Origin of the sequence: Peteryoungia wuzhouensis, from assembly GCF_003205195.1 — a bacterium.
Classification (GTDB): domain Bacteria; phylum Pseudomonadota; class Alphaproteobacteria; order Rhizobiales; family Rhizobiaceae; genus Allorhizobium; species Allorhizobium wuzhouense.
On the sequence record NZ_QJRY01000006.1, the window covers coordinates 328,286 to 354,016 of the forward strand.

Genomic DNA, 25,731 nt, shown 5'->3' on the forward strand with positions numbered 1-25,731 from the left:
TCGTTCCGGCGTTCATGCGTAGGCTCCCTCTAGGCGAGCGGCCGTTTCGACATGATGCCGGGTGACTTCGTGGTTTTCGGCCCGCCGCGCTTCGCGTTCTGCTGCTTCGCGGAGCCGTTTGGCGGCCGAGATGCGAACGAGGACGGGCTCGTTGCCGATGAAGGATTCAAGTGAGGCCTGGGCATCGGATTGCCAGGCCATGTCGCTGCGTGGACGCGCTGTCGTTGCTTCGATCGCGTCGAGCTCTCCGGCACGCGGCAGGATGTCGAACAGCATGTCGAAAAGCGCATTGCAGACTTCCTGGATCAACCAGGCCGCCCCCGAATAACCCATGACCGGCGTGCCCGGGTGGCGGCGGACGATGGCACCGGGATAGGAGAGCTGCACGAACTTGCCGCGGGCACCGCGCTCGGCCATGTACATGCGCTCGTTGAACGAGCCGAACATGATCATCGGCGGCTTCTTGGTGGTCAGTTCTGCGACCTCAATGTTGTCGGTCTTGGAGCCCGCCTTGCGCGGGATGGCGAAGTTGCAGGGCAGGCCCATTTCCTCTTCGAGGAAATTGCGGATGCCGCGCACATAGGTCTCGTTGGCGACGATCGCGAAGCTCGCGGTCGCGAAGAAGTCCTGGGTGACCGAGCGCCAGAGATCCCAGAGCGGCTTCAGCGTCGTGTGCTTTTCCTTGAGGATGAAGGGCTCCGGATCGAGACCCAGCATGCCGCCGAGTTCGCGCAGGAACGCGGTCGTCGAATGGATGCCGATCGGCGCCTGCAGATAGGGGCGGTCGAGTGTCTCGCAGAGAAGGCGGCCGAACTCGCGATAGAGGCAGATGTTGGCATCGGCATCGGCAAGCTTGCGCACATCTTCGAGATGGCTGCCGAGCGGAAAGACCATGTTGATCTCGGCACCCAGCCCCTCGACAAGACGACGGATCTCGGCGAGGTCAGACGGCATGTTGTAGGTGCCGTAGATCGGGCCGATGATGTTGACGCGAGGCTTGGCACCTTCCGGCCGGCGGCGCGGTGCAGGCACCTTGCCGCCCTTCGGACCGAATTCGGTCCAGAGCCATTTCAGTGCGCGGTCGGCGCTCTGCCACTGGTCTTCGTCGATGGTGCGCGGCAGGAAGCGAACGATGTTCGAGCCTTCAGGCGTCACGCCACCGCCAATCATTTCGGCGATCGAGCCGGTGACGACGACGGCGGGCAGGTCGGGATCGAGCGCGAGACGGGCTCGCTTCATCGCGCCTTCCGTCCCGTGCTGACCAAGTTCGTCTTCCGAGAGGCCGGAGACGACGATCGGCAGCTCGTGCGGGGGCAGGGCATCCGTGTAATGGAGGACTGAGGTGACCGGCAGGTTCTCGCAGCCCACCGGGCCGTCGATGATCACCTGGAGACCCTTGATCGCGGTGAAGGCATAGACGCTGCCCCAGTAACCGCCGGCTCTGTCGTGGTCGAGGATCAGCATCCGACGCTCTCCCCATTGTCGACAGCATTGCGGGACTGCTTGACCTTGGCAGCGAACTTCTTGCGATAGGCGCTGCGGTCTTCCGGCACGTCTTCCCAGATGCCGGCGCCATCGCCCGTGCCGACGCCTTCGAAGAAGGCGTTCATGGCGAGGAAGCGGTCCTTGTTGCCGATGGCGGCATTGATCACGGCCGGCAATGAGGCAACACCGGCCGGGCCCATTAGGGGTCGAGCGGAAATCAGATTGGTGAAGTAGAGGGCAGGCGTGGCACTCTCCTTCGCCTTCTGCACGACGGGTGTCGTGCCGATGGCAAGGTCCGGCTTGAACTCCTGGAAGGCCGCGAGATCCTGCTCCAGCGAGGCGCGGAAGCGCAGCTCCACGCCGTGGGCTGAAAGCCATTCGGCATCCTGGCTGTTGTAGGGTGTCTTCGGACAGGCTGTGCCGACATAGCGGAGGTCGGCGCCGAGTTCGACGAGCAGGCGGGCAACCAGCAGTTCCGAACCTTCGTAGCCGGAGAGCGTGATGCGGCCATTGATCCGGTGTTCGGCCAGGGCAGCCTTGATGGCGCCACGCATGGCGTTGCGGCTGATATTGGTTTTCTCCGGGGCGATGCCACAGCTGTCGCCGATGGCCTTCAGCCAGGCATCTGTGCCGTCGACGCCGACGGGGGCCGAGCCAACGATCGGGCGGCCAGCCGCGTGGAATTCACGGATGCTGGCGGTATAGAAGGGGTGGATTGCCGCAACGACGGCACAGTCGAGAGCAGAATAAAGCTCGCGCCATTCGCGTACGGGAACGGTCGGGCCAGCGGCCAGGCCCATAGGTTCCAGCATGCCGCCAATGACAACGGGATCGACCGGAAACATCTCGCCGAGCAGGGTGACGGTCGGTCTGTCCTTCAAGCCGCCGCGCGGGCGCTGGACCGGGCCTTCGCCGATCTCCTGGCGGGCATAGGCGAGCATTGCGCCGGACAGAACGTCCTTGGCTTCCGCGTGTGTCGGGACACCAAAACCCGGGACGTCGATGCCGACGATGCGCACGCCATCGATTTCGTGGGGCAGCATTTTCAGAGGAATACCGGAGGCTGTGGGAACGCAGAGGTTGGTGACCACAACAGCATCGAACTTCGCCGGATCCGCCATCTGGTGCACGGCCTCGACGATGTCTTCGTAGAGCTTGCCGGTGACCAGAGTTTCCGAGCTGAACGGCACGTAGCCGACCGAGCGCTTGGCGCCGTAGAAATGCGAGGTGAAGGTCAGGCCGTAGACGCAGCAGGCCGAACCCGAAAGGATCGTGGCGACACGGCGCATGCGCAGGCCGACGCGTAGCGAGCCGAAGGCCGGGCACATGGATTGCGGCTGATCATGCGGCCCCTTGGGGTAATCCGCCTCGAAGCGGTCCATCAACTCGCCCTGACCGGCCGCGCGGGCAGCCGCCTTGGAAAGCTCCACACCGCCGTGGCAGCCGATGCCACTGCCGTCTGCACCGTCGCCAAGGACGGCGGCATCGGTGCCGACGGGTGCGGTCCCGTTGGCATCGTCCGGCTCGAATTCCTTGCGAAGGTCATCCATTGTCTTCACCCGATCTCACACGTTGTCGTAGACGACTTCCAGCGATGGCCGTTTCAGCGCGCCCGTGGCGCACATGTCTTCCGGCAGGGCTGGCTGGAGTTTGTAGTCGGCGCCCGTCTCGCTGGCGTCGAAGAGACCAAGCAGGCCATCCTGATCGAGCGGTCGGGGGAGAACCGGCGGGGCTTCGGTGAGATTGATCGACAGCGCTTCGAAGAGCGGACCCCACTGCGAGTCATGCGTGCCGATGATCTGGTAATTGGCGCTCTTGCGGCGGATATCCTCGTGCTGCGGGATGGATGCGAGCACCGGGATGCCGACGGCTTCGGCAAAGGCCTGGGCCTCGCCCGTGCCGTCGTCCTTGTTGATGACGAGGCCGGCGACACCGACATTGCCGCCGAGATTGCGGAAGTATTTGACCGCCGAGCAGACATTGTTGGCGACATAGAGCGACTGCAGGTCGTTCGAGCCGACGACGACGACCTTCTGGCACATGTCGCGGGCGATCGGCAGGCCGAAGCCGCCGCAGACCACGTCGCCGAGGAAGTCGAGCAGGATGAAATCGAAGTCCCATTCGTGGAACCCGAGTTTCTCCAGCGTTTCGAAGCCGTGAATGATGCCGCGTCCACCGCAGCCACGGCCGACCTCCGGTCCGCCGAGTTCCATGGCAAAGACGCCGTCGCGCTTGAAGCAGACGTCGGAGATCGACACTTCCTGGCCGGCTTCCTTGCGGCGCGAGGCCGTCTGGATGATGGTCGGGCAGGCGCGGCCGCCGAAGAGCAGCGAGGTCGTGTCGCTCTTGGGGTCGCAGCCGATCAGCAGGACCTTCTTGCCGAGCTGGGCCAGCATGTAGGAGAGATTGGCGAGGGTGAAGCTCTTGCCGATGCCACCCTTGCCATAGATTGCAATGATCTGGGTTTCCTTGGTCACCTTGCCGGTTGCCGGGGTATCGGGTTCGATGGCGGCTTCTTCGCGAAGGTTCTCCTGCAGGCGCTCAAGGCCGTCCGGTGCGAGGTCGAGGCTCATGCGGCTTTCCTCCAGTCGATGATCATTTTCAGACAGTCGGGATCGTTGAATGCTGTCCGATAGGCTGAAGCCGCCTCGGCCGGAGCAGAATGGTGTGTGATCAGGCCCGCGAGTGAGAGGCGGCCTTCGGCGATGAGTGCCAGTACGGCCTGGACATCGGCCGGCGTGAATTCTGCGGCGATGGCGATCGAGGCTTCCTTCATGAAGGCGGCCGGGAAGGCGAAATCCAGACGCACACCATAGAAGCCGGCGAGTACCAGCTCTCCACGGCGGTTGAGGTGGGCAATCGCCTGGTCGACGACGGATGCGTCGCCGCTGGCGTCGATGATGACATCATGGCGATCCGTGCCGTCCTGGAGGGGGGCTTCGACGCTGTAGCCGGTTGCACCGTCGCGCCGGGCGGCACGGGTTTCCCAGACGGTCGGCGCCGGATGTCCGGTTGCGATGACGAAGCGGGCGATGAGGCGGCCGAGCACGCCATGGCCGATGATCAGCGTGGCTGCACGTGATGCGCGACAGACGGCGTGATGCGCTGTCGCGGCCAGCGCCAGGAGGGCCGCTTCCTCTGCATTGTGAAACTGTGTCCTGACGGTGCGGGCACCGGGAACGACCAGTCTTTCGGCGCTGGCGCCAAACAGCCCGGCTGCGTCTTCATAACAATTGGCGCCTGGCACGAAAACCTGATCGCCGACCGAACGCCCGGAGGTCGGGCCGGCTTCGACGACCGTGCCGACGGTTTCGTAACCCGGGACAAGCGGATAGCGCATGCCGGGGAATGCCGGCATCGTGCCTTCGTAGAGCATCTTCTCGGTGCCGCTGGAGACGCCGCTGAAGCGCGATTCCACAACCACGTCCGACGCCTCGGGCGTATTGAGCGCCAATCGCCTGACGGTGAGCGTTCCCGGTTTTTCGAAGACGATGGCTGCGCTGCACATTGTCGTGCCCTCCCCGGACACGGGATGCCTTTTGCTCCCAGTGTCATCTTAAGATTACGTTGCAAAGTGTCAATCTATATTTACACAAAGCGATGCGCAGAACACTGGACGTCACCGGGTCGCGATGACTAAACCTGCCAGAAGGGCGTTGGTGGTGGGCACCATCCTTGCATCGCGAAATCCGCTACGCGCCAGAAGATCGATGATTTCCCGGCCTTCCCGGCAGCGACCGGACCCCATCGCGGCGAAATAGGTGCTGAAATAAATGGCTGCGAGATTGGCGCCCTCGCTGTCGCCGGCCATGGCTTCCGCAACAACAAGCCGGGTCCCAGACGCAAGATGTCGGTGAATGTTTCGAAGAATCGCCAGCACGCGGTCGTCATCATGGTCACAAAGAATGCGGACGAGCGTCACGCAGTCATGACCGGCGGGGATGGCATCGACAGTGAAATCGCCCGGATGCAATGTGCATCGGGTGAGCATGCCGCGTTCCCGCATGTGGCGGGCCGCCAGCCCAGTGACCGCCGGCAGATCGAACAAGGCGAGGTTGACGGACGGATGTCGCTCACCGACAGCGCTCAGAAACGCGCCTTCGCCACCACCAATATCGAGGATGGATCTGTACTGCCCGAAGTCATGCGAGGCGAGAATGCAGTCGGCGAGCATCGCCTGGCTCTCGCGCATCAGCGCCGAGTAAGGGGCAGCCTCATCGTTGCCGATCTTGGCGGGATCATTGTCCCGGACATAGGCCCAGTATTGGCGGAGTTCTGTTTCGCCGCGATCGCCTCGCCAGAAGGCGCCCGCATCAACCAGATCCCGATACAGCATGTCGTGATGCCGGATCATCTCGCGCAGGCCGCGATCTGCGGCGACAACGCTGCCCGCGTCGGACAGCATCCAGAGATCGGGGCTGGCGCTGATGACGAGATCGAGTCGCCTTGCCTGATCGAGCAGAGCCCGCGTGGCTTCGGGCCCCATGCCGCAGCGCGTTGCGATTGCGGTCGTGGACAGCGCCTTGCCATCGAGTGCTTCGAAGATCCCGAGTTGCACACAGGCTGACAGGACCTGTGTATGCACAAAGCCGCTCGTCAGGCGGAAGAGCTGCTTGGCCTTGCGGTTTGCAATCCCGCGCAGGAGAGGAAACCGTGCGACGAAGGCGCGAAAACGTGGCGATGCGATCCGGCGGTTTCGCCAGAGCCTCGCTTTGATTGCCACAGATCGCAGGATGCCCGGCGTGGGCTGCGCTATGTCCGCTGTCTGAGCGACCGGCGGGCTGGCCCCAAAGCCCCTTCCGCCGACGGTATCCATGGCGTCAGGCCGCGCTGGTTGCAAGCGTCTTCGGCATCAGCCGGGTCGCTTCGTTGCGGATCATGGCGCGGAAGGATTCGGCACCCGGGCAGTCCGGAACGCTGTCGACGGCCTCTGCCACCAGGCGCTTGAGGCGGCCAAGGGCGGCTTCCAGGCCAATGCTTACGACGATGTTGGGCTTGCCGTTTCGGCTGTCCTGGCCGGCCGGCTTGCCGGCTTCCGATTGTCCGACCGCATCATAGAGATCGTCCGCGACCTGATAGGCCGCGCCGAGCGCATCTGCCAGAACCAGCCATTCCTGAGGATTGCCGCCCGAGGCGATCGCCCCGGTGGAGACGGCGCCACTGAACAACGAAGCCGTCTTGGCGCGATGATAGGCGGTGATGTTGATCTCCGGCTCGCTCTCCCAGGCCTGTCCGGCCACAAGGCCATAGGGGCTGCCCACCGCATTGGCGATGGTTGCGATCAACGGTGCGGTCAGCAGCGGGGTCTGTTGCGTTTCCCGGGCGACCGTCTCGAAAGCTGCGATGATCAGGCCGTCGCCGACCAGAAGGGCGATCTCCTCGCCGAACTGTGCATGCACGCTGGGTGCGCCGCGCCTTGTCATAGCGTTGTCGAAACAGGGCATGTCATCATGCACCAGGGACGCACAATGCAGCAGCTCGATGGCAACGGCAGCGCTGTCGGCGGCGAGAGGTTCGCGGTCGCCGCAGGCCGCCGCAACCGCGAGGCAGAGGCGGGGCCTGATACGCGCGCCGCCTGGAAAAACTGCGTGCCTCAGCGCTTTCGCGAGGAGGGGCGGGCATCCGTTGGCTGTTGCGTAACGCAGGGTGCGCTGCATGCCCGTTTCGATGCGGTCGGGGAAATCCATCAGGCTCGCCTCCGGAGAATGTGCAGTTGTAAATTCTGCACAACTCAATAATGTGTCAATTTAGATTGACATATTGCGACTGTAAGTCAACTGGCCACAGGAGAGGAACGTGCCGGTTTCGCCCGAGGACACAGTAGGGGTGATTGGCGCCGGCATGGCGGGGCTGGCGGCGTCCATCCGGCTTGCCGCTGCTGGATATCGCGTGGTGGTCTGCGAAGCGCAGACCGAGGCCGGTGGCAAGATGCGGCGCGTCGAGGTCGGCGGCCGTGGTTTCGATGCCGGCCCGACCGTGCTGACGATGAAATGGGTGTTCGACGCGCTGTTTGCGGCCGCCGGCCGCTTGATCGACGACGAACTGGTGCTTGCGGCTTCTCCTGTCATCGCCCGCCACTACTGGCAGGGCGGGGCTTGTCTCGATCTTCATGCCGATCTGGAGGAGACCGTTCGCGCTGTCGATGACTTCGCCGGACGGCGCGAGGCCGACGGCTATCGCCGGTTTGCCGCCGACAGCCGTCGCACCTTCGCGGTGTTGAAGGATAGCTTCATCGATGCCTCCCGGCCCAATCCTGTCTCCTTGTCACGGCGGATCGGGCTGGGCCGCCCGGAAGACCTTCTGGCGATCAAGCCCTTTTCGACGCTCTGGTCCGCGCTCGGCAGTTACTTTGCCGATGTCCGGCTTCGCCAGCTTTTCGGGCGTTATGCCACCTATTGCGGCTCGTCTCCCTATCTGTCCCCGGCGACGCTGATGCTTGTCGCGCATGTCGAGCAGGAAGGTGTCTGGACTGTCCAGGGTGGTATTCGCACGCTTGCGGATCGTTTGACGTCGCTTGCGGTCGGTCTCGGGGTCGAGTTCCGCTATGGCGACCCGGTGAGTGAGATCCTGATCGATCCTTCGCGCCGGAACGTTTCTGGCCTGCTCACGCGTGCCGGCCGAAGCCTGGCTGCCCGACAGATCATCTTCAACGGCGACGTTGCCGCACTTCCGCGTCTGATCGACGTTACCCCTCCCGATCCGGCGAAGACCCGGCCGCAGCGGTCGCTTTCCGCACTTGTCTCTTGCCGTCTGGCAGAACCTGCGGGGGTGCCCCTCGCGCATCACACGGTCTTCTTTTCAAGCGATTACGAGCGTGAGTTCGAAGCGATCTTCAAGCGTCGCGAGGCGCCGGAAGATCCAACCGTCTATCTCTGCGCGCAGGATCGCGACGCGCGCGGTCTGCTGCCGCAGTCCCATGCGGGGCCGGAGCGCATCTATGCCTTGATGAACCAGCCTGCAGACGGCGACCGTCGTCGTTTCAATGAAAGTGAGGTCGGCGCATGTCTGAAGAACATGGAACAGCGGTTGATGCTGAACGGTCTGACGCTCTTGAACGATCCGGCTCCGGCGAACATCACGACACCCGATCGCTTTGCGAGCCTTTATCCGGCGACGGGCGGGGCGCTCTACGGAATGGCCTCGCACGGGTGGATGGCATCTTTCGCTCGACCGGGATCGCAGGGGCCGGTGCCGGGGCTCTATCTCGCGGGTGGCAGCGTGCATCCGGGGCCGGGTCTGCCGATGGCTGCGCTCTCGGGCAAACGCGCAGCAGAGCGGTTGATGGTGGACCGGCCTTTGACCAGGCGGTCGGTACAGGTGGCTACCACTGGTGGTATGTTGATGGAACGAGCGACTGTGGGTGTTTCGCCTTCACGGTGATCGCGTTCATCGGCTCGGTCTTTTCGCCCTACTATCATTGGTCGGGTCGCAAAACGCCGGAGAACCATGTGGCCTTCAATGTCGCGCTCTACGGGCCTCAGGGGCATGCCTGGGCGATGACCGAGCGCTCTGCCAGCCATCTCAAACGGAACAGCTCGGCGCTGACGATTGGCAGCAGCACCATGCGCTTCGACGGTTCGGAGCTTGCGATTGCCTTCGACGAGGTGTTTCTGCCATGGCCTGGGCAACGCTCTCTACCGAAGCGAATGCGTGGCGAGATTAGGTTGGCGCCCGACTTTCTGGGGCTGCGGGCTTATTCCCTTGATGAGGCGGGCGGGCATGTCTGGCAGCCGGTGGCGCCGAGCGGACGGGTCAATATTTCCTGCGATTCATGTCCCGGAGGCGGCTGGTCTGGAGACGGCTATCACGACATGAACTTTGGCGCGCGGCCACTGGAGGCGGACTTTGCCGGTTGGGACTGGGCGCGGGGGACGACGCGTGATGGTCGGACCGTTGTGCTTTACGACTCGCTTTTGGCGAGCGGAACGAACCACCGCTTCGGACTGGTCTATGCCGCCGATGGTGCGGTCTGCGCCTTTCAGCCACCTGCGGGGCAGCCGCTGAAGCGCGGCTTCTGGGGCGTCGGCGGGGGAATTGCCTGCGATGACGCAGTCGAGCCGATCTTGCGGAGCAGGTTCGAGGATACGCCATTCTATCGCCGGTCTCTGGTGGAGACCGTGCTTGCCGGCGAGCGGGTCGTGATGATGCATGAGACGCTTGATTGCCGGCGGCTCGCCATGCCGCTCGTCCGGCTGATGCTTCCCTTTCGGATGCCGCGCAAAGGCTAGCCGTTTTTCAGGTCGTCGTCTTGTTGCCGCGGTTCGACTTCCCGGGCGCGGGCTTCGGCCTTCGCTTTCTCCTTCTTCAAGTCGCGCATCTGCCAGACATAGAAAGCGACGGCCAGGCTGAAGACAAAGATCGCTTCGATGATGCCGAAATAGTGCTCAAGCAAGGCCGGCCACCTTTGCTCGCGCTGCCTCTCGGCGTTTCAGCGTTTGAAGACGGGCCTCCGCATGAAGCCTGAGCAGAATATCGGTGACCCGCCCTACTGTCGTTTCCCCGTCGGTCTCGGGTTCGTGTCTGCGCTCAGAAACTGCGCTCTCCTTGCGCACGCCGCTCAGTGTCACCAGCGAACGTGCAACAGGTTCGGTTCCTGTATGGAGGTCTCGCACAGCGGTTGCCGTCCAGCGACTATCCTCATGCCGCGCCTTGAGCAGGAGGCCAAGCTTGGTGGAGAGGCTCGTCGTCGCCCGGTGGTTGACGCTGTCATAACCGTTGGCCGCGATGCCCTGACCGATCGCTTCATACACCAGAGCCGCCGTGCGGATCGCATGCCGGCAGGGTTTCGGCAGGCTCAAGATGCCGGCATGGCCGAGCCGGTAGTGGCGCGCGGCTTCGTCAAGCAGGCGGTTCACCACGATGCCGAGGGCAGGTGAAAAGCTTGGATTGCGCAGGAATGCGTCGGCGTCGATACCCTGTTCCTCGAGCCAGTCGAGGGGCAGATAGAGCCTGCCGTTTCGCGCATCCTCGCCGACGTCCCGGGCGATGTTGGTAAGCTGCATGGCGATGCCCAGATCAGCGGCCCGCGAAAGAGCCGCACGGTCCCGGACGCCCATGACCGAGGCCATCATCAGGCCGACGCTTGCGGCAACACAGGTTGCATAGGCCTTTACGTCGTCGATACTCGCGTGGCGACGTCCTTCAAGATCCATCGCAAAACCGTTGAGCAGCGCTTCCACGACAGGCTTGGCGATCGCGTGTTCCTGCACGACACGGGCAAAGGCGCGGTCGCAGGCAAAAGGTGCGGGCTCCCCTTCGTAGATCAGATCGAGGCGTTCTCGCAGGCGCAAAAGCGCCGGCATGCCGCTTCTGATGTCATCAATGAGGTCGTCGGAATGCCGGCAGAAGGCGTAGAGCGCACGGGCGGCCTGACGGGTCTGGCCCGGCAGAAGCAGAGAGGCAAGATGAAAGGACTTCGATCCCCGTCGGATGGCAGCCGAGCAGGCCTTCTGATCCTCGAAATCGCCAGAAAACCCATAATTCAGCAGGATCGGCCGACGAGTGAGCGGACGCGCGAGATGGCCGTCTGGCAGTGTGGTCTCCAAGGCGCTCATGGATGGGCATCCCTTCCTGTTCGTTCCCAGCTGCCGGCAAGCAGGGTGGCAGGATCCGGCACCAGGTCGGCGACGATCCTGGCTGAGGACACGACACCCGGCAGCCCGGCACCAGGATGTGTGCCGGCACCACAGAGGAAGAGATTGTCGAGTTCTTCGCTCTTGTTGTGCGGTCGGAACCAGGCACTCTGGAAGAGCTTTGGTTCAAGGGCGAAGGCTGCGCCCTGCCAGGAGAGAAGCCTGTCCCGGAAATCGAGCGGCGTTGCGATGCGGGAGGTGACGATGTGGCGCGTAAGACCTGGAAGCACGGTCTCTTCCAGTCGGCTTGCGATCTTCTTCCGGTATCGTTCTGCCGTTTCGGTCCAGTCGGTTCCGCTTTCCAGATTGGGCACGGGGCTCAGCACATAGAAGGCATCGCAGCTGGCAGGGGCCAGAGATGGGTCGCTTGCGGTTGGCCGATGAAGATAAAGGCTGAAATCCTCGGCAAGACGATGATTGCGGAAGATGTCGTCGAGCAGGCCGCGATAGCGCGGTCCAAACAGCATGGTGTGGTGCAGGACATCGTCGTAGCGCCTGTTGGTGCCGAAATACCAGACGAAGAGGCTCATCGAATAGTCGCCTCTCGAAAGCTTCCGGTCGGTCCAGCGCCGGCGGGGATGGGCCTTCAACAGCCGTCCATAGGTGGTTGCCGGATCGGCGTTGGAGACGATGATGTCCGCAGTAAGCCGCTCGCCGGAGGCTAGCCGCACGCCGGTTGCGCGGCGCCCCTCTGTCTCGATCTCGGTGACCGTCTCCTGCAATCGGATGCGTCCACCGTTGCGGGTCACAAGCGAGGCAATGCCGCGCACCAGCGCGTTGGTGCCCCCGACCGCGTGGTGCACGCCGTGTTTTCCTTCGAGATGGGCAATCAGGCAGTAGAAGGAGGTCGCGGAGAAGGGATTGCCGCCGATCAGCAGCGGGTGAAAGGAAAACAAGGTTCTGAGCTTGTCGCTGCGAAAGTGTTTCGAGACCACCGAATAGACCGATCGGTAGCCTCCGAGGCGGACGAGCCCGGCCAGCGTCTTGGCCGTGAAGAGCAGGCTGTGAAAAGGCTTGTGCGCCAGCTGTTCGAAGGCGACTTCATAGATGCGGCGGCTCTCGTCGAGGAAGCTGCGATAGCCGGCAACGTCGCGCGGTTCAATCCGGGCGATCTGGGCCTCCATCGCGGCGCGGTCACCGGAATAGTCGAACACGGTGCCGTCGTCGTAACGGACCCGGTAGAAGGGGGTGTTCGGCCTAAGCGTCACATCATCGCTCAATTGGCCGCCACAATCCCGCCAGAGGTTTTCGAAGAGCCAGGGCGCGGTGATGATCGTCGGACCAGCGTCGAAGGTGAAGCCGTCCTGGCGATGGGCATAGGCCCGGCCGCCCGGCTCGTCCAGTGGATCAAGGATGGTAACGCGGTAGCCCTTGGCACCGAGCAGTGCACCTGTCGAAAGGCCGCCAATGCCGGCCCCGATGATTACGGCATGGGGCCTCTTGTCACCGGGTTTCGGTTTTTGTCCTGGAAAGCGCCCGGCGATGTTCATGCGGCGTCCGCTCCCTCGGGTCTCTTCTCTGCGATGGCCTCGTCGAGCCAGCGCACCACGTCGTCCGGTCGGCACTCGTGCAGCAAATGGCCACCGCGATCGGCCAGCACCAGCCGGCTGCCGGTCGCCTGTCGCACCGCATGGGTCGAGTTTTCGATCGGCACCATCGGATCGTCTTTCGCGGCGATCAGCGTCATGGGGAAGGGCAGGCGTTGCAGGGTGGCATCGAAGCGCGACAGGTCCCAGGCCGCCATCATGCCAAGCGCACCACGCACATGGGCGGGCGAGGCGAGCAGCATGCGGTAGATCGCCTTGCCTTGCTCGTCGATCGGGGAGCCTGTGGCGGTGAGCAGGTTTCCACCGAGCGGCGTCACCCGTGACATCAGCGAGAACATCGAGGCGGAAAAGGGATTGGCGAAGAGCGCCTTGGCGAGGGGCGAAAAGAGCGCGTTGCCCCGGATCGGCAAGAATGCGCCGTTGATGCCGATCACATGACGCGGCACGGCGGAGGCCTTGCTTGCGGCGAGCGTCACGGCAATGGCTGCACCAGCCGAGTGTCCCAGGATCACCGCCGGGCATCGGTCGAGTTGGGAGAGCAGTTCGGTGAGGGCCTGCACCATTCCGGGAAGCGAGAGATCGGCCTCGGCACGCGGGCGGGTAAACCCGTGGCCTGGCAGGTCGGGTGCCACTACGCGGAAGCGGGTCGAGAGCAGTGGAAGGATATGGCGCCAGGAGTGAGACGCAGCGCCCGTGCCATGCAGCAGCAGGATGACGGGGGCATCTTCCGGTCCGGAGATCTGGACGTGCCAGTCGCAGGAGGTCGTCTTCAAAAACCGGCTGGCGCTGCGGTTCGGCCAATGAAGGCCATCGGTCGCCCAGTCCAGTCGATCGCGTCCGAGGCTCATGCGCGGGCCTCCTGCATGGACCGGTCGACCAGGTTCGACACCCGGCCGGCATCAGCCTTTCGCAACACGTGCAGGTCCGCTCCGAGCATGGCCGCAAGGTTGGTCACGCTTTCGCGCGGGCGCCGGGCGATGTCGATGCAGATCGTCTTGATATCCCTGGCTTTGCAAGTGGTGGCAAGCCGGGTGAGCTCTTCGGCGGCGAGCGCCCGATCGGGCGTTCCGTCGAGTGCAATGTTGCCGCTTCCGTCGGTGAGCAGGACGAGTACCGGACTGCTGCCTCGGCGCTCGACGGAGAGTGCGAGTTCCATCCCTGCCTTGAGGCCCGCGGCAAGCGGTGTCGGGCCGCCGCCTGGAAGACCGGCGAGTTTGCGTTTGGCTGCGGTCAGCGATCGTGTGGGTGGCAACAGGAGCTCGGCGCCCTTGCCCCTGAAGGCGATGAGGGCGACTTCGTCACGGCGGACGTAGCATCGTGCGAGCAGATTTTCGATCGCGCCCTTGGTCTCGCCCAGCCGTTCAAGTGCCGTTGACCCGGACGCGTCGACGACGAAAATCGCGGTTGACGGAGCGGCATGGCGAAGGCGGACATAGCGGAAATCGTGACGGGTGACGAAGGCGCGTGGCGCTCTGACTTCCACCAAGGGGGAACTGCTGGCAGCGCTGACAGCCTGGCGTTGCGCTGCGCGGATCCGCTGAAATGGGGCTGCGGCGCGCAAGGTGGCGATGATATCGGGCCGCGCCTCCGGGTGAGGAGGAGCAAGCCCGATGCCGAAGGGCCGGCCCCGGCGGGCATTCTTGCGCAGGCCGCCGGATTTTCCAGCTGTGCCAGCGCTGCGTGTGGGCCTCTGGGAGAGGGATAGCCAGGGATCGGCCGAAAGCGCCCCGGCCTGGATGGCCGAGAGCATTTCCGTTAGCGCGTCGAGCTGGGTCGGCTTTTCGGTCTCCGTATGTTGATCTGGGTCCCCTGACTGGTTTGACGTTGAAGTCTCGCCCCGCTGGTCCGGTTGAGGGCTTGGCGAGGGATCTTCCGTTTCTGTCGGTGGAGCTTCGGCCTGCGGCGCGAGACGTAAGCCGAGGCAAAGGCGAAGGGCGGTCAGCGCATCGCGCTCTTCGACGGAACTGCGCCCGTCGCAGCAAGCGAGCAGGCGCGCTGTGCGTGCGAGATGGGTGAGGATGCGCGAGGAACGGTGACCGGCGAGATGGGTGAGTGAGGCAAGACCCTTAAGAAGCCTGTTGTCTATGGTGACATCGCGCCAATCTGCTGCGGGCGCGGTGGTTGCCTCGTCCGGTGCTGGTATATCGCTCACGTGATGCCAGCCGATACCGTCGAGATCGATGCGCAGCGCCAGACGATCCGCGATTCCACCGGAAAGAGGTGCCTCGTCATCAAGTGATTCATCCAGGGCTATCAGGAGGAAGCCTTTGGTCGCGGATTGATCCATCGCGTTGGCCACCATGGCGGCGAGCGAGGCATCGAGCCGTTCGGCCATCGGTATTATCAGCACGCTGCCCTCTGCATTGGCCAGAAGGCCCTTTTGTCTGACAAGGCTGCCTTTGGCAGCGGTTGCCGCAATATCCACGCCGCCGACGAGATTGGCCGCCGAGGTTCCGGGCGGCAGGCGGGTGACGTGGGTGCCCAGGCGCTCCAGGAGCCGCGACAGAAAGAGATCGCGCACGCCTCCCGATCTGGCCTTGAGCCAAAGACCGCCGATGTCAGCACCACCGATGCGAAGGAGCTCGATCGCCAGTCGCGCATCCGCCCAAAGCTCTGCACCCCGCTGATCGAGGGCCTTGTCATAGGCATCGTGGGGGCCGAGTTCAGCCATGGGCGTGACGGTCGTTGTTGGTGTCGCTGATGGTTGCCAGCGCGCGTTCGACCCTCGGTGTCGAACCGGCATCGTCGAGCGGATCGCGGCGCAGGCGATGGCAAAGCACCATCGGCGCGATCTCGGCGACATCATCCCAGGTGACGAACAAACGTCCGGTGAGCGCTGCGGCAGCCCGGCTGGCACGCATCAGTGTGAGTTCGCCGCGCATGCCGTCTATGCCGAGCCGCAGGCAGAGTTGCGACATGCGCATCACAACGGAATCGGGTATCTCGACCTGGCGAATGATTTTTCGGGCAGCGACCACGCGGCGGCCCACGGCGCCATCGCGCTTGGCCCAAAGCTTGCCGAAGGCGACGGGGTCTGTCTCATAGGCATCCCGGCGCCGGATCACCTCGATGCGCTGATCGAGGTCGTCGATGGTGCGAACATCGACCGACAGCCCGAAGCGATCAAGCAATTGTGGGCGGAGATCCCCTTCTTCCGGATTGCCGCTGCCGACAAGGACGAAGCGGGCGGCATGGCGTATGCTCAAGCCCTCGCGCTCGACGACGTTGACGCCGGAGGCGGACGCGTCGAGCAGGAGATCGATCAGATGATCCTCCAGGAGGTTGATCTCGTCGATATACAGGAAGCCCCTGTTGGCGGCGGCCAGCAGACCCGGCTCGAAGTGCTTCTCGCCGGCGACCAGCGCCTTCTCGATGTCGAGCGACCCGCAAACGCGATCTTCAGTGGCCCCTAGCGGCAGGTCGATCATCGGAGCGCGGCGCTTGATGACCGCGGGCGGCTTTAAGCCAGCCGCCGGATTGCAGACGGGACAGGCCGGCTGCGGTTCGGCGGGATGGCAATTGTAGCGGCAACCACTGCGGGTTTCGATCGCCGGCAAAAGCTCGGTCAGTGCCCTCACGGCCGTCGATTTTCCCGTGCCACGGTCGCCGAAAATGAGGACGCCACCAAGCAGGGGCTCGACAGCCGCCATCAGGAGCGCCTTCTTCATGTCTTCCTGGGCGACGATGGCGGCGAATGGAAATGGTTGGGCCATGGGTCCCGCCTCAGCTTGAGTGTAAAATTTAGTTTACACTTTTCAGCGTCGGTTTGAAGAGGATTTTCGAGGGAATCGCCACATCCAACAGAATGGCCAAACTGCATCAGTTTAAGCTTCCGGCGTTGAACCGCCCCGGCAGGGGGACAGGAAGCCTTCCGGCAAAGCTTGACCTTCCGTCTTCACGCGACACATGGGATGCATGAACGAACCGATCAACATCGACCCAGCTTACCTCACCGACCGCCTGAAGGATCTGCTCTCGGTCGCAAGCCCAACCGGATTTACCGACGAAGCGGTGCGTTATACGGCGCGGGAACTCGAAAAACTCGGGCTTGACGTCATGTTGACGCGGCGCGGCGCGATCAGGGCGCTGAGACCAGGGGCGGCGCGGCGGCCTGCGCGCGGAATCGTATCGCATCTCGATACGCTGGGCGCACAGGTGAAGGCGCTCAAGGACAACGGGCGGATGGAACTGGTGTCGATCGGCCACTGGTCGGCGCGGTTCGCCGAAGGGGCTCGTGTCTCGATCTTTTCCTCCAAGGGCATCTATCGCGGCACCATCCTGCCGCTCAAAGCCTCTGGCCACACGTTCAACGAGGAAATCGACACGCAGCCATCCGGCTGGCCGTATGTCGAGTTACGGGTCGACGCCCTTTCGCGCCATCGCCATGACCTCCTTCAGCTCGGCATCGATGTGGGGGACATCGTTGCGGTGGACCCGCAACCGGAATTTCTCGAAAACGGATTTATCGTGTCGCGCCACCTCGATGACAAGGCGGGGGTGGCGATTATGCTGGCAGCGCTCGAGGCCATGCAGCGTCAGGAGGTTGCAACGCCTGTTGACACCTATTGGCTGTTCACCATTGGCGAAGAGGTGGGCGTCGGTGCGTCTGCAGCCCTTGTACCGGAGATCGCCTCCTTGGTCGCGGTCGACAACGGCACAACTGCGCCGGGACAGGCTTCGCAGGAATTTGGCGTGACACTCGCGATGGCCGACCAGACGGGTCCTTTTGATTATCACCTGTCGAAGAAGCTGCACCAGATTTGCCTTGATCAGGGCATTCCGGTGCAAAAGGACGTCTTTCGCTATTATCGCTCCGACGCGGCCTCCGCCGTCGAGGCCGGCCACGACGTGCGCACCGCCCTCATCACTTTCGGCGTTGATGCCTCACACGGCTACGAGCGCATCCATCTGCATGCCCTGATGTCGAACGCAAAACTGGCGGTGCATTACGCGATGAGCGAAGTGCAGATCGGGCGGGATGCCGAAGAGATCTCCGGCCTGCGCGGGTTTACCCACCAGACGGTCGCTGAGGCGGAACAAGACCTCGAGGCGACCCAGGAGATCGATCCATCGACCGGTGGCTGAGGCTGAACGGAAACTCTAAGGCCTCTGCGCACCCGTTGTCGTCGTGTAGATCGAATAGAGCGACTTGGTCGCCGTGATGAACAGGCGATTGTGGCGGGGACCGCCAAAGGTGAGGTTGGCAACAACCTGCGGCACTAGGATCTTGCCAAGCAGGATCCCTTCCGGCGAGAAGCAGTGCACGCCATCCGCCGCGCTGGACCAGAGATTGCCGGCGATGTCCACGCGGATGCCATCCGGAATGCCCTTGTCGATCGTCGCAAACGTGCGAGGGCCCGAGAGCGATTGCCCGTCTTCCGAAACGTCGTAAACGAGGATCTGGCGCGGTGCTTCCGGGGCGTGGCTTGCGCCGGAATCGGCGACATAAAGACGGCGCTCGTCGGGAGAGAAGGCCAGACCATTGGGCTGCAGGCAGTCATGGGCCATGATCGAGAGCGAACCTGTCGCCGGGTCTAGCCGCCAGATGTTGCGGCTTTCCTGTTCCTCATCGGCCTTGTAACCCTCGTAATCCGACAGAATTCCGTAGGATGGATCGCTGAACCACACGCTTCCATCCGAACGCACGATGACATCGTTGGGCGAGTTCAGTCGTTTGCCGTCATGCCTGTCGGCAAGCACCGTGATGGTGCCGTCCACCTCGGTGCGGGTGACACGGCGCAGGCCATGTTCGCAGGAGACGAGACGTCCCTGGCGGTCGCGCGTATGGCCATTGGCAAAATTGGACGGGCTGCGAAAGACCGAGACACCGCCGCCTTCGACCCAGCGCAGGATGCGCTGGTTGGGAATGTCGGAGAACAGGAGGTGACCGGCGTCGTCAAACCAGACCGGACCCTCCGCCCAGCGGCAATCCGAATAGAGTTCCTCGAGTGCCGCGCTGCTGACAACGAGATCGCGAAACCGCGGATCATGGATCTCATAGAAGGGGTTGTCCGACATGGGTTTGTCCTGCGGGTTCTATCGTTTGTCGAGCGGACGGGCGCTCGGTAGCATGATGACGGCAATGATGATGAGGCCGGTAAGGATCAGGCGGATACCCGCTCCAAATCCATAGGTGTTGAGCATCGACACGACGAGGAACATGAAGAGCGAGGCGCCCCAAATGCCCGGCACGTTGGAATTGCCGCCGGCGACGGCGGTGCCACCGATAACCACGACCGCAATCGACATCAGCAGATATTCCGAGCCCATGTTGAGGGCGGCTCCGCCCGAGAAACTGGCCAGAAGGTAACCGCAGATGGCCGCCAAGACGGCGCAGAGCACGTATGTGACGAGCCGTGTTCCGTCGATCGGGATGCCGGTCATCCGGGCGGCCCTGATGCTCTGGCCGATGGCGGCGATCCAGCGGCCGTAGACGGTCTTGTTCAGTATGAACCAGACGATGAGCGACAGCACCAAGGCGACGATGGCGACATTGGGGATGCCAAGAGTCGACGTCGTGGTGAAGTCGGCCAAAGCTGCCGGCGGTTTGATGCGCAATCCGCGGTTGGTCCAGATTGCCGTCGACTGGATGATGAAGCTCATCGACAGTGTCGCAATGATCGGTGGGATGCGCAGCAGCTTGATCAGGGCGTAATTGCCGATCCCGATGGCGACGCCGATCGCGATCGCGATCAGAAGGCCGATCAGGATCGTACCATTGTCGACATTCATCACCTTCAAGGCGACAGTACCTGCAAGTGTCATGTTGGCGGGTACCGAGAGATCGATGTTGCCGGGCCCCAGCGTGATGACCAGCATTTGGCCGAGGCCAACGAGGATCGAGAAGGCGGCGAAGGTCAGGGCCGCCTGGGCGAGCCCGAGCGTGCTGGCCCCGCCGGTGAACAGAACCGTTGTGATGAAGACGACGGCGGTCGCGGCGAAGGACCAGATCCAGGGACGTTTCAGCAAAGAGGTCACGACTTTGCCCTCCGGCCTTCGAAACGGTTGAGGGCAAGTCTCAAGGTCAGGACTACGATCAGGATCGCGCCTTGCGCGCCAATCTGCCAATCCGGCGATATCCTGAGAAAGGACAGGAACGACCCCGCCAGCGTCAGCGTCAGAGCGCCGATGACGGCCCCGATCGGAGAGACGCGACCGCCGACAAATTCTCCGCCGCCGAGAATGACGCCGGCGATCGACAGCAGCGTGTAACGAAGCGCGATATTGGCGTCCGCCGAAGTCGTCAGGCCCACCAGGGCAATACCCGACATGACCGCAAACAGGCCAGCCAGCGCGTAGATCGAGGCGCGAGCGCCGATGATCGACCAGCCGGCGCGCTCGACCGAGCGTGCATTGCCACCGACGCCGCGCAGGACGACGCCGAAGGACGATCGCATGATGAGAAAGTGACTGACGGCGGCGATCAGGACGCTCGCCACGATGGCCATCGGAACCAGCGGTGGGCGCGATGTCATGATGGCGCGGATCCAGCTCGGTGCCGATCCTCCAGGTGCCGGCAGGATGAGTACGGCCAGTCCACCCCAGACGAAACTCATCCCAAGTGTGACAACGATCGAGGGCAGGTCCCGCACATGGATGAGGACCCCGATCACCGCATAGACACCAATGGCACCGGCAAGGATCGCGATGCCGAGCAGTGGCGTGTCGTTGAGAAATGTCGCCGCAACACAGGCTGCGAAGCTGACGAAGGTGCCCATCGAAAGGTCGAGGTCGTTGATCGTCATGACCAGCATCTGGGCAATGGTGGCGAGCGCGATCGGGACGGCGAGATTGAAGAGCAGGTTGAGGCCCGTATAGCTCATGGCGCGGGGCTGAAGATAGAAGACGGCAGCCAGCAGCACGGCCAGCGACAGGGCAGGGATCAACAGTCGGATGCTGTCGGCAGAAAGGTTGACCTTCATGCCGCGGCCTCCTTGAAGGATGCAGACAAGATGTTTTCCTCCGAGACGTCATCGCCGGAAAGCTCCGCGACAATCGCGCCATTGTTGAAGACATAGACCCGATCGCAGAGGCAGACCTCGTCCATCTCCGTCGAGTACCAGATGAAGGTTCGGCCGTTCGCCGCCTCGCTTCTCAAGATTCCGTAGACTTCCTGCTTCGTGCCGAAGTCGACGCCGCGCATGGGGTCGTCCATCAGCACCACGGGGGCACGGCTGGCCAGGGCGCGAGCAAAGAGCACTTTCTGCTGATTGCCGCCGGAGAGCGACAGGATGCCGTGCTCCATGTCCGGTGTGCGGATGCCGATGCGTTCCCTCCAGGACTGGCCGAGTGCCTCTTCCTGCTTCTCGTCGAGCCGACCGAGTCGGGACAGGTCGGGGAGCACGCCGATGCTGAAATTTTTCAGGATGCTCCACAGCGTGAAGGTACCATTGACAGCGCGGTCGCCTGCGACGAAAGCGACTGCCGGATCGGCCGGTCGGAGCCAGTTGCCGCTTCGGGTATTGAAGAGATCGATCAACATCTCGGTCTGGCCGTGGCCGCCGAGCCCGGCAAAGCCAATGATCTCGCCACGATGGGCCTTGAAGGGAAGTCCGATGCCACGCGCTGTCCGTGCCGTTAGCACGGGTACGCCGGACTGCGCGACCGCCAATTCGCGCGCCTGTCTTGCCTTCACCACGCTGCCCATGGCCTCTATGAGGCCGTGCTCCGAGAAGTCGGCCGCAGCGCGTTCGGCAACCACTTTCCCGTCCTTCATCACCACGATGCGGCTGGCGATCGACAGGATTTCGCTGAGGATATGGGAGATGAAGACGACCGCGCCGCCGGCATCGACGAAGCGTCGGACATAGGCGAGCAACTGCTCGGCAAGCCGCGCATCCAGCGATGAGGTGGGTTCGTCGAGGATGACGAGACGAACCGGATTGCCGATCTCGCAGAAAGTGATCGCGATCTCGACCATCTGCCGTTCGGCGATGGTCAGGTTGCCGACCTGCTCTGAGGCCTCGATCGAATGCCCGGGGAAGATTTCATCCAGTTTTTTCGCGATGATCTGGGCACCGCGCAAACGCCAGCCCCAGCCCGCAAGGCCGCGATGCATGACGCGGGTATTTTCGACAACCGTGAGGTTGGGGCAGAGCGACAATTCCTGGAAGACGCAACGGATCCCGGCTTCACGGGCAGCCTTGATGCCCTGACCGCTCGTGCCGCCAAAGGCGACGGATCCCTGATGCGGGCTAAGCCCGCCATTGATGACATTGACGATGGTGGATTTGCCGGCGCCATTGTGGCCAACGAGTCCGATGCACTCACCGGCCCGTATTGTGAGGGTGACCCCATCGAGGGCCCGGACCGCCCCGTAATGCACTTTGGCATCCGTGACACTGACGACGGCTGTCGCTGCCTCGCTCGCATTCATGTCATTCATCCCATTCGCAGTCGCTTGGCTACCCTCGGCGGGGTCACCTGTCCCGTTCCGCCCGGCAACGAGGCCGGACGGATCGGGGGAGGGTCTGTCAGTCCATGCGGTTACTTGGCCGAGGCGATAACCTTCTGGGCGTCTTCGAGCGAGTACTCGACATTGGCGACGCCGCCTGCCTGGGTATTGGCGAGGTTGGCTTCGAGGTTGTCCTGGTCGATGCGCAGGAAGGGCACCACGAGGTCCTTCTTCACTTCCTTGCCGTCGAGGATCTGCTGAGCGACCCAGAAGGCGAGCGTCGAGACACCCGGCGCGATCGAAACCGACATGGTCTCATAGCCGTTTGCGTCCTTCTGCTCCTTCCACCACTTCAGCTCGTCTTCGCGGTTGCCCATGACGATGACAGGCATCTTGCGGTTGGCAGCAGCGATCGCCTGGGCAGCACCATAGCCGTCACCACCCTGGGTCACGACACCGACGATGTCGGGAAGGCTCGGCAGGATGCCGGCGACGGCTTTCTGGGCGACGTCCTGGGCCCAGTCGCCATGCACAGAGCCAACGATCTTGAACTGCGGGAACTGTTCGACGCCGGCATGGATGCCAGCCGAAATCTCGTCATCGACGAAGACGCCGGCGAGACCACGGATTTCGAGCAGGTTACCGCCCTGAGGCAGCTTGCCGGAGAGATACTCGACCTGGCTGCGGCCCATTTCCTTGAAGTCGACAGCGATGCGCCAGGCGCAGGGTTCGGTCACGATGCCATCGAATGAAACGACGGTGATGCCGGCATCGCAGGCTTCCTTGACGGCGCCATTCAGCGCGGTCGGGGATGCGGCATTGATGACGATGGCGTCATAGCCCTGCAGGATCATGTTCTGGATCTGGGCTGCCTGCTCTGTGGCCTGGTTTTCGGCCGTCGTGAAGGCATCTGCCGCGGCGACCTGGCCGGACTTCACGGCTTCGCCGGTGACCTTTTCCCAGCTGGTCAGCATCGCCTGGCGCCAGGAGTTGCCGGCATAGTTATTGGACAAGGCGATCTTCTTGCCCGAGGTATCCGCAAGGGCCGTCATCGGCACAGCGGCAACGCACAAAGCGGCTGTCGCCAGAAGAATTCTGGTGGCTTTCATCATCTCACTCCCTGTTGCCCGGCCTCCTTGGACCGGTTTCCTCCTGTCAGCCAAGCAAGGGCTTTAGCCGACCTCCCAGTCGAGTTTCCTCCTCTCGACGGGACCAAGATGGAATAGATCGCAGGATGTGTATAGGGCGTAGGTGGCAGCACATGTGCGGGATTTGCGAAATAAGATGCGGGATCTCGCAAGACGTGATCCGGTCGTCTCTGTGTTATAAAGGCGATGGAGCCAGGAGGAGCGGGCGCCGTGGGAGGACTACCGATGCTCAACATTGCGCCGTCGGCGCTGCTCGACCACTATCTCGGGATATCGCGCTTGCTGGCGGGGCAGTTGGACTTCCGTTCCGCGATTAAGGCGGTAGGCGTTGAGGTATCGCATATCGTGCCGCATGACCATCTCGATGTTTGCATCATGATGGTGAGCGGTCTTTACCATACGGCTTACGAGACCGGGCTGGACACGTTCTGGGGACAGGCCGCCCCCGCCCCCGTGACGAGCAGTCCGATCCGCACCTTGCTCTGGGGCGAAATCGACTTTTTCCTGACGCCCGATGCCCAGCAGGAGGGCCGCTATTTCAGTGATACCCCGTTTGTTCAGCCGATCTTCGAACACAATCTGCGCAGCCGTATCCACGTGCCGCTGAAGGTGGGGGGCGAGGTGATCGGGGCGCTCAGTTGCTCCTCGCATCAGGTGGATTTCTACACGACAAACGACGTCAAGAACGCCCAGTCGATTGCCGATCTGCTTGCCCCCTATTTCTTTGCGCTCCGGGCCGCCGACCAGGCGAAACAGTCGGCGATCGTGGAGGCAGAAGCGCGCGCCCGGGAAGAGGGGCTGCGGCTCGGTGCGCTCAGTCTAACCGAAGCACTTGAGCGGGAGCGCCAGCGCATCGGCATGGATCTCCATGACCAGACATTGGCGGACCTGACCCGGCTCTCACGGCGGCTCGATCGCCTGATCCAGGAGCGGGACCTGAACGGCGAAGCGCTGGAGCCGATCGCCCGCAGCCTGCAGCACTGCATGCAGGATCTGCGTGAGATCATCGAGGAGGCCAAGCCCTCGGTGCTCCAGTTGTTCGGTTTTGCCCATGCGATCGAGAACCACCTCGACCGCGCCGTGCGTGACCAGGGATCACAGATCTGCTTCGATCTGATCGATGACACGGACGGGCTCATCGACCTGCTCGATCAGACAGTCCGTATTGCGCTGTTTCGCATCGTGCAGGAGGCAATCAACAATGCCGTGCGTCATGCGCAGGCAGCCGCAATCGAGGTGCGTCTGCGCAACAACCCGACCACGCTTGTCATCGAGGTTTCCGACAATGGCCAAGGCATACCGCGCAGAGACCGCCGCACGGGCGGCGGTATCGACAATATGATGACCAGGGCCCGGCTCATCTCGGCCAAGTTCACTCTGGGACCGAACCGCGACGGCGGGGGCACCACTGTGCGCCTGCAACTGCCTTTGACCCATGGCCGGCGCAAAGCCGGAGGAGACACCCAATGAAGGTCCTGATCGTGGAAGACGACCCGCTGCACCGCTCTTATCTTCTGGAAGCCGTCTGCGCGGCCCTGCCGGAATGCAAGACGGTGATCGAGGCCGAAAATGGCGCCGACGGCGAGCGCCTCGCCCGGGACCACAAATCGGCGCATGTCGTCATGGACCTGCAGATGAATGCGCGAAACGGCATCGAGGCCGCCCGCACCATTTGGAAAGAGCGACCGGACACGCGCATCCTGTTCTGGTCGAACTATTCCGATGAAGCCTATGTGCGCGGCGTATCGCGCATCGTTCCTGATGGGGCGGCTTACGGCTATGTGCTGAAATCGGCCTCCGACGAGCGGCTGAAACTGGCGCTGCGTTCCATCTTCGTCGAGGCACAATGCGTCATCGACCGCGAAGTTCGCGGCATGCAGCAGAAGAGCCTGGGCCAGGTAAAGGGCTTCAGCGACAGCGAATACGAGATCCTGGTCGACATCGCGCTGGGACTGACCGACCGCACCATCGCGCGCCGCCGTGGTCTGTCGCTCCGCAGCGTGCAGAACAGGCTTCAATCGCTCTACGAGAAGCTCGATGTCTACCAGATGACGCCTGACGAGGGCGAGGAGGGACGCTTCAACCTGCGGGCCCGTGCCGTCACGGTGGCGCTTCTGCGCAAGCTCCTCAATTACAGCGCTCTGGAACGGGCCGAGGCGGAACTTGTCGACTGGCTCCGCTCGCACTGAGCGATGCGCCTAAGAGGCATTTCTTCGAGGCCGCAGGCTGCATTGGCCTCCATGCCTTTACCTTTCCCGAGATCCTAGGCCCGGCCGAGCGTATTTTTCTCGCGGCCCGGCGCTGGTGGCCTGCCTCGTTAAGATCTCGTTAACCAAAAATAGCTTGACGCGACTCAGGTGATGCACGAGGTTTTTACGGACAAGAGGCGATAATTGACCTCATTGCCGTAACTGGTGCCACATTCTGTTAGTTGCTCGCGATTGCGTATTTCCAACGCAGCGAGAATCGCAGATGTCATAGACAGTCTGCCCTGCTTGTTCCGTGTTGCGCCATGATGGCGGCAT

The 25,731-nt window shown here is 63.0% G+C and carries 22 protein-coding genes; 5 read left to right on the forward strand and 17 right to left on the reverse strand.

Going from position 1 to position 25,731, the window contains the following annotated elements; genetic code table 11:
* Nucleotides 1–12 precede the first annotated feature (12 nt).
* The 6 genes from bchZ to DMY87_RS17400 all read right to left on the reverse strand — a co-directional run bounded on the left by bchZ (nt 13) and on the right by DMY87_RS17400 (nt 7,172).
* Nucleotides 13–1,464 (reverse strand): chlorophyllide a reductase subunit Z, encoded by a 1,452-nt coding sequence (bchZ, locus tag DMY87_RS17375; RefSeq protein WP_110792899.1) that lies wholly within the window; start codon nt 1,462–1,464, stop codon nt 13–15.
* Entirely contained in the window at nt 1,458–3,035 is a 1,578-nt protein-coding gene (gene bchY, locus DMY87_RS17380; RefSeq protein ID WP_110792900.1) for a chlorophyllide a reductase subunit Y, read from the reverse strand. Before bchY ends, bchZ begins: the two co-directional genes overlap by 7 nt.
* A gap of 15 nt (nt 3,036–3,050) precedes the next feature.
* Nucleotides 3,051–4,058 (reverse strand): chlorophyllide a reductase iron protein subunit X, encoded by a 1,008-nt coding sequence (locus DMY87_RS17385; protein WP_110792901.1) that lies wholly within the window; start codon nt 4,056–4,058, stop codon nt 3,051–3,053.
* Nucleotides 4,055–4,993: a chlorophyll synthesis pathway protein BchC gene (bchC, locus tag DMY87_RS17390; protein ID WP_110792902.1), complete on the reverse strand. Its 939-nt coding sequence runs from the start codon at nt 4,991–4,993 to the stop codon at nt 4,055–4,057. The genes DMY87_RS17385 and bchC overlap by 4 nt, the downstream gene beginning before the upstream one ends.
* 111 nt (nt 4,994–5,104) lie before the next feature.
* Nucleotides 5,105–6,208 carry an acetylserotonin O-methyltransferase gene (locus DMY87_RS17395; RefSeq protein ID WP_245408957.1) on the reverse strand — a complete coding sequence of 368 codons (1,104 nt, stop codon included), beginning with the start codon at nt 6,206–6,208 and terminating at the stop codon, nt 5,105–5,107.
* Nucleotides 6,209–6,305: 97 nt separating this feature from the next.
* Nucleotides 6,306–7,172 carry a polyprenyl synthetase family protein gene (locus tag DMY87_RS17400; protein ID WP_110792904.1) on the reverse strand — a complete coding sequence of 289 codons (867 nt, stop codon included), beginning with the start codon at nt 7,170–7,172 and terminating at the stop codon, nt 6,306–6,308.
* A gap of 109 nt (nt 7,173–7,281) precedes the next feature.
* Here DMY87_RS17400 and crtD point away from each other — a divergent pair, with 109 nt between their 5' ends.
* Together crtD and DMY87_RS17410 are read left to right on the forward strand one after the other, a co-directional pair.
* On the forward strand, nt 7,282–8,865 hold the full coding sequence (gene crtD / locus DMY87_RS17405) for a 1-hydroxycarotenoid 3,4-desaturase CrtD (RefSeq protein WP_110792905.1): 1,584 nt from the start codon (nt 7,282–7,284) through the stop codon (nt 8,863–8,865).
* A gap of 68 nt (nt 8,866–8,933) precedes the next feature.
* Nucleotides 8,934–9,713, forward strand: a complete 780-nt coding sequence (locus tag DMY87_RS17410) for a carotenoid 1,2-hydratase (protein WP_245408958.1) — start codon at nt 8,934–8,936, stop codon at nt 9,711–9,713.
* On the opposite strand, the gene DMY87_RS24225 is transcribed toward DMY87_RS17410, so the two are convergent.
* The 6 genes from DMY87_RS24225 to bchI are packed head-to-tail and all read right to left on the reverse strand — an operon-like array spanning nt 9,710 to nt 16,377.
* Nucleotides 9,710–9,877, reverse strand: a complete 168-nt coding sequence (locus tag DMY87_RS24225; protein WP_165826295.1) for a hypothetical protein — start codon at nt 9,875–9,877, stop codon at nt 9,710–9,712. The genes DMY87_RS17410 and DMY87_RS24225 overlap by 4 nt on opposite strands.
* On the reverse strand, nt 9,870–11,039 hold the full coding sequence (locus DMY87_RS17415) for a phytoene/squalene synthase family protein (protein WP_110792907.1): 1,170 nt from the start codon (nt 11,037–11,039) through the stop codon (nt 9,870–9,872). The genes DMY87_RS24225 and DMY87_RS17415 overlap by 8 nt, the downstream gene beginning before the upstream one ends.
* A complete protein-coding gene (locus DMY87_RS17420; protein WP_110792908.1) occupies nt 11,036–12,607 on the reverse strand; it encodes a phytoene desaturase in 1,572 nt (523 codons plus the stop codon). The genes DMY87_RS17415 and DMY87_RS17420 overlap by 4 nt, the downstream gene beginning before the upstream one ends.
* Entirely contained in the window at nt 12,604–13,512 is a 909-nt protein-coding gene (gene bchO, locus DMY87_RS17425; protein ID WP_110792909.1) for an alpha/beta fold hydrolase BchO, read from the reverse strand. The genes DMY87_RS17420 and bchO overlap by 4 nt, the downstream gene beginning before the upstream one ends.
* Entirely contained in the window at nt 13,509–15,335 is a 1,827-nt protein-coding gene (locus DMY87_RS17430; protein WP_165826297.1) for a VWA domain-containing protein, read from the reverse strand. The genes bchO and DMY87_RS17430 overlap by 4 nt, the downstream gene beginning before the upstream one ends.
* Complete coding sequence (bchI, locus tag DMY87_RS17435) at nt 15,328–16,377, reverse strand: magnesium chelatase ATPase subunit I (RefSeq protein WP_110792911.1); 1,050 nt, start codon at nt 16,375–16,377, stop codon at nt 15,328–15,330. Before bchI ends, DMY87_RS17430 begins: the two co-directional genes overlap by 8 nt.
* A gap of 202 nt (nt 16,378–16,579) precedes the next feature.
* Here bchI and DMY87_RS17440 point away from each other — a divergent pair, with 202 nt between their 5' ends.
* On the forward strand, nt 16,580–17,749 hold the full coding sequence (locus DMY87_RS17440; RefSeq protein ID WP_110792912.1) for an osmoprotectant NAGGN system M42 family peptidase: 1,170 nt from the start codon (nt 16,580–16,582) through the stop codon (nt 17,747–17,749).
* Between the two features lie 15 nt (nt 17,750–17,764).
* Here the strand turns inward: DMY87_RS17440 and DMY87_RS17445 are convergent, their stop codons facing one another.
* The 5 genes from DMY87_RS17445 to DMY87_RS17465 all read right to left on the reverse strand — a co-directional run bounded on the left by DMY87_RS17445 (nt 17,765) and on the right by DMY87_RS17465 (nt 23,167).
* The gene (locus DMY87_RS17445; protein WP_110792913.1) at nt 17,765–18,682 is read right to left on the reverse strand and encodes an SMP-30/gluconolactonase/LRE family protein; all 918 of its coding nucleotides are present in this window, start codon (nt 18,680–18,682) and stop codon (nt 17,765–17,767) included.
* A gap of 18 nt (nt 18,683–18,700) precedes the next feature.
* A complete protein-coding gene (locus DMY87_RS17450) occupies nt 18,701–19,642 on the reverse strand; it encodes an ABC transporter permease (protein WP_110792914.1) in 942 nt (313 codons plus the stop codon).
* On the reverse strand, nt 19,639–20,586 hold the full coding sequence (locus DMY87_RS17455; RefSeq protein WP_110792915.1) for an ABC transporter permease: 948 nt from the start codon (nt 20,584–20,586) through the stop codon (nt 19,639–19,641). Before DMY87_RS17455 ends, DMY87_RS17450 begins: the two co-directional genes overlap by 4 nt.
* Nucleotides 20,583–22,040: a sugar ABC transporter ATP-binding protein gene (locus tag DMY87_RS17460; protein WP_110792916.1), complete on the reverse strand. Its 1,458-nt coding sequence runs from the start codon at nt 22,038–22,040 to the stop codon at nt 20,583–20,585. The genes DMY87_RS17455 and DMY87_RS17460 overlap by 4 nt, the downstream gene beginning before the upstream one ends.
* A 110-nt stretch (nt 22,041–22,150) precedes the next feature.
* On the reverse strand, nt 22,151–23,167 hold the full coding sequence (locus DMY87_RS17465) for an ABC transporter substrate-binding protein (RefSeq protein WP_110792952.1): 1,017 nt from the start codon (nt 23,165–23,167) through the stop codon (nt 22,151–22,153).
* Nucleotides 23,168–23,431: 264 nt separating this feature from the next.
* On the opposite strand from DMY87_RS17465, the gene DMY87_RS17470 reads away from it, so the two are divergent.
* Together DMY87_RS17470 and DMY87_RS17475 are read left to right on the forward strand one after the other, a co-directional pair.
* Entirely contained in the window at nt 23,432–24,676 is a 1,245-nt protein-coding gene (locus DMY87_RS17470; RefSeq protein WP_110792917.1) for a GAF domain-containing sensor histidine kinase, read from the forward strand.
* A complete protein-coding gene (locus tag DMY87_RS17475; protein ID WP_110792918.1) occupies nt 24,673–25,395 on the forward strand; it encodes a response regulator transcription factor in 723 nt (240 codons plus the stop codon). The genes DMY87_RS17470 and DMY87_RS17475 overlap by 4 nt, the downstream gene beginning before the upstream one ends.
* Nucleotides 25,396–25,731 lie beyond the last annotated feature (336 nt).

Excerpts from the sequence above, each read along its gene's own strand:
- bchZ (WP_110792899.1), bottom strand. The coding sequence starts at position 1,464 with ATGCTGATCCTCGACCACGACAGAGCCGGCGGTTACTGGGGCAGCGTC.
- bchY (WP_110792900.1), bottom strand. The coding sequence starts at position 3,035 with ATGGATGACCTTCGCAAGGAATTCGAGCCGGACGATGCCAACGGGACC.
- DMY87_RS17385 (WP_110792901.1), bottom strand. The coding sequence starts at position 4,058 with ATGAGCCTCGACCTCGCACCGGACGGCCTTGAGCGCCTGCAGGAGAAC.
- bchC (WP_110792902.1), bottom strand. The coding sequence starts at position 4,993 with ATGTGCAGCGCAGCCATCGTCTTCGAAAAACCGGGAACGCTCACCGTC.
- DMY87_RS17400 (WP_110792904.1), bottom strand. The coding sequence starts at position 7,172 with ATGGATTTCCCCGACCGCATCGAAACGGGCATGCAGCGCACCCTGCGT.
- DMY87_RS17415 (WP_110792907.1), bottom strand. The coding sequence starts at position 11,039 with ATGAGCGCCTTGGAGACCACACTGCCAGACGGCCATCTCGCGCGTCCG.
- DMY87_RS17420 (WP_110792908.1), bottom strand. The coding sequence starts at position 12,607 with ATGAACATCGCCGGGCGCTTTCCAGGACAAAAACCGAAACCCGGTGAC.
- bchO (WP_110792909.1), bottom strand. The coding sequence starts at position 13,512 with ATGAGCCTCGGACGCGATCGACTGGACTGGGCGACCGATGGCCTTCAT.
- DMY87_RS17430 (WP_165826297.1), bottom strand. The coding sequence starts at position 15,335 with ATGGCTGAACTCGGCCCCCACGATGCCTATGACAAGGCCCTCGATCAG.
- bchI (WP_110792911.1), bottom strand. The coding sequence starts at position 16,377 with ATGGCCCAACCATTTCCATTCGCCGCCATCGTCGCCCAGGAAGACATG.
- DMY87_RS17440 (WP_110792912.1), top strand. The coding sequence starts at position 16,580 with ATGAACGAACCGATCAACATCGACCCAGCTTACCTCACCGACCGCCTG.
- DMY87_RS17445 (WP_110792913.1), bottom strand. The coding sequence starts at position 18,682 with ATGTCGGACAACCCCTTCTATGAGATCCATGATCCGCGGTTTCGCGAT.
- DMY87_RS17455 (WP_110792915.1), bottom strand. The coding sequence starts at position 20,586 with ATGAAGGTCAACCTTTCTGCCGACAGCATCCGACTGTTGATCCCTGCC.
- DMY87_RS17460 (WP_110792916.1), bottom strand. The coding sequence starts at position 22,040 with ATGAATGCGAGCGAGGCAGCGACAGCCGTCGTCAGTGTCACGGATGCC.
- DMY87_RS17465 (WP_110792952.1), bottom strand. The coding sequence starts at position 23,167 with ATGAAAGCCACCAGAATTCTTCTGGCGACAGCCGCTTTGTGCGTTGCC.
- DMY87_RS17470 (WP_110792917.1), top strand. The coding sequence starts at position 23,432 with ATGCTCAACATTGCGCCGTCGGCGCTGCTCGACCACTATCTCGGGATA.
- DMY87_RS17475 (WP_110792918.1), top strand. The coding sequence starts at position 24,673 with ATGAAGGTCCTGATCGTGGAAGACGACCCGCTGCACCGCTCTTATCTT.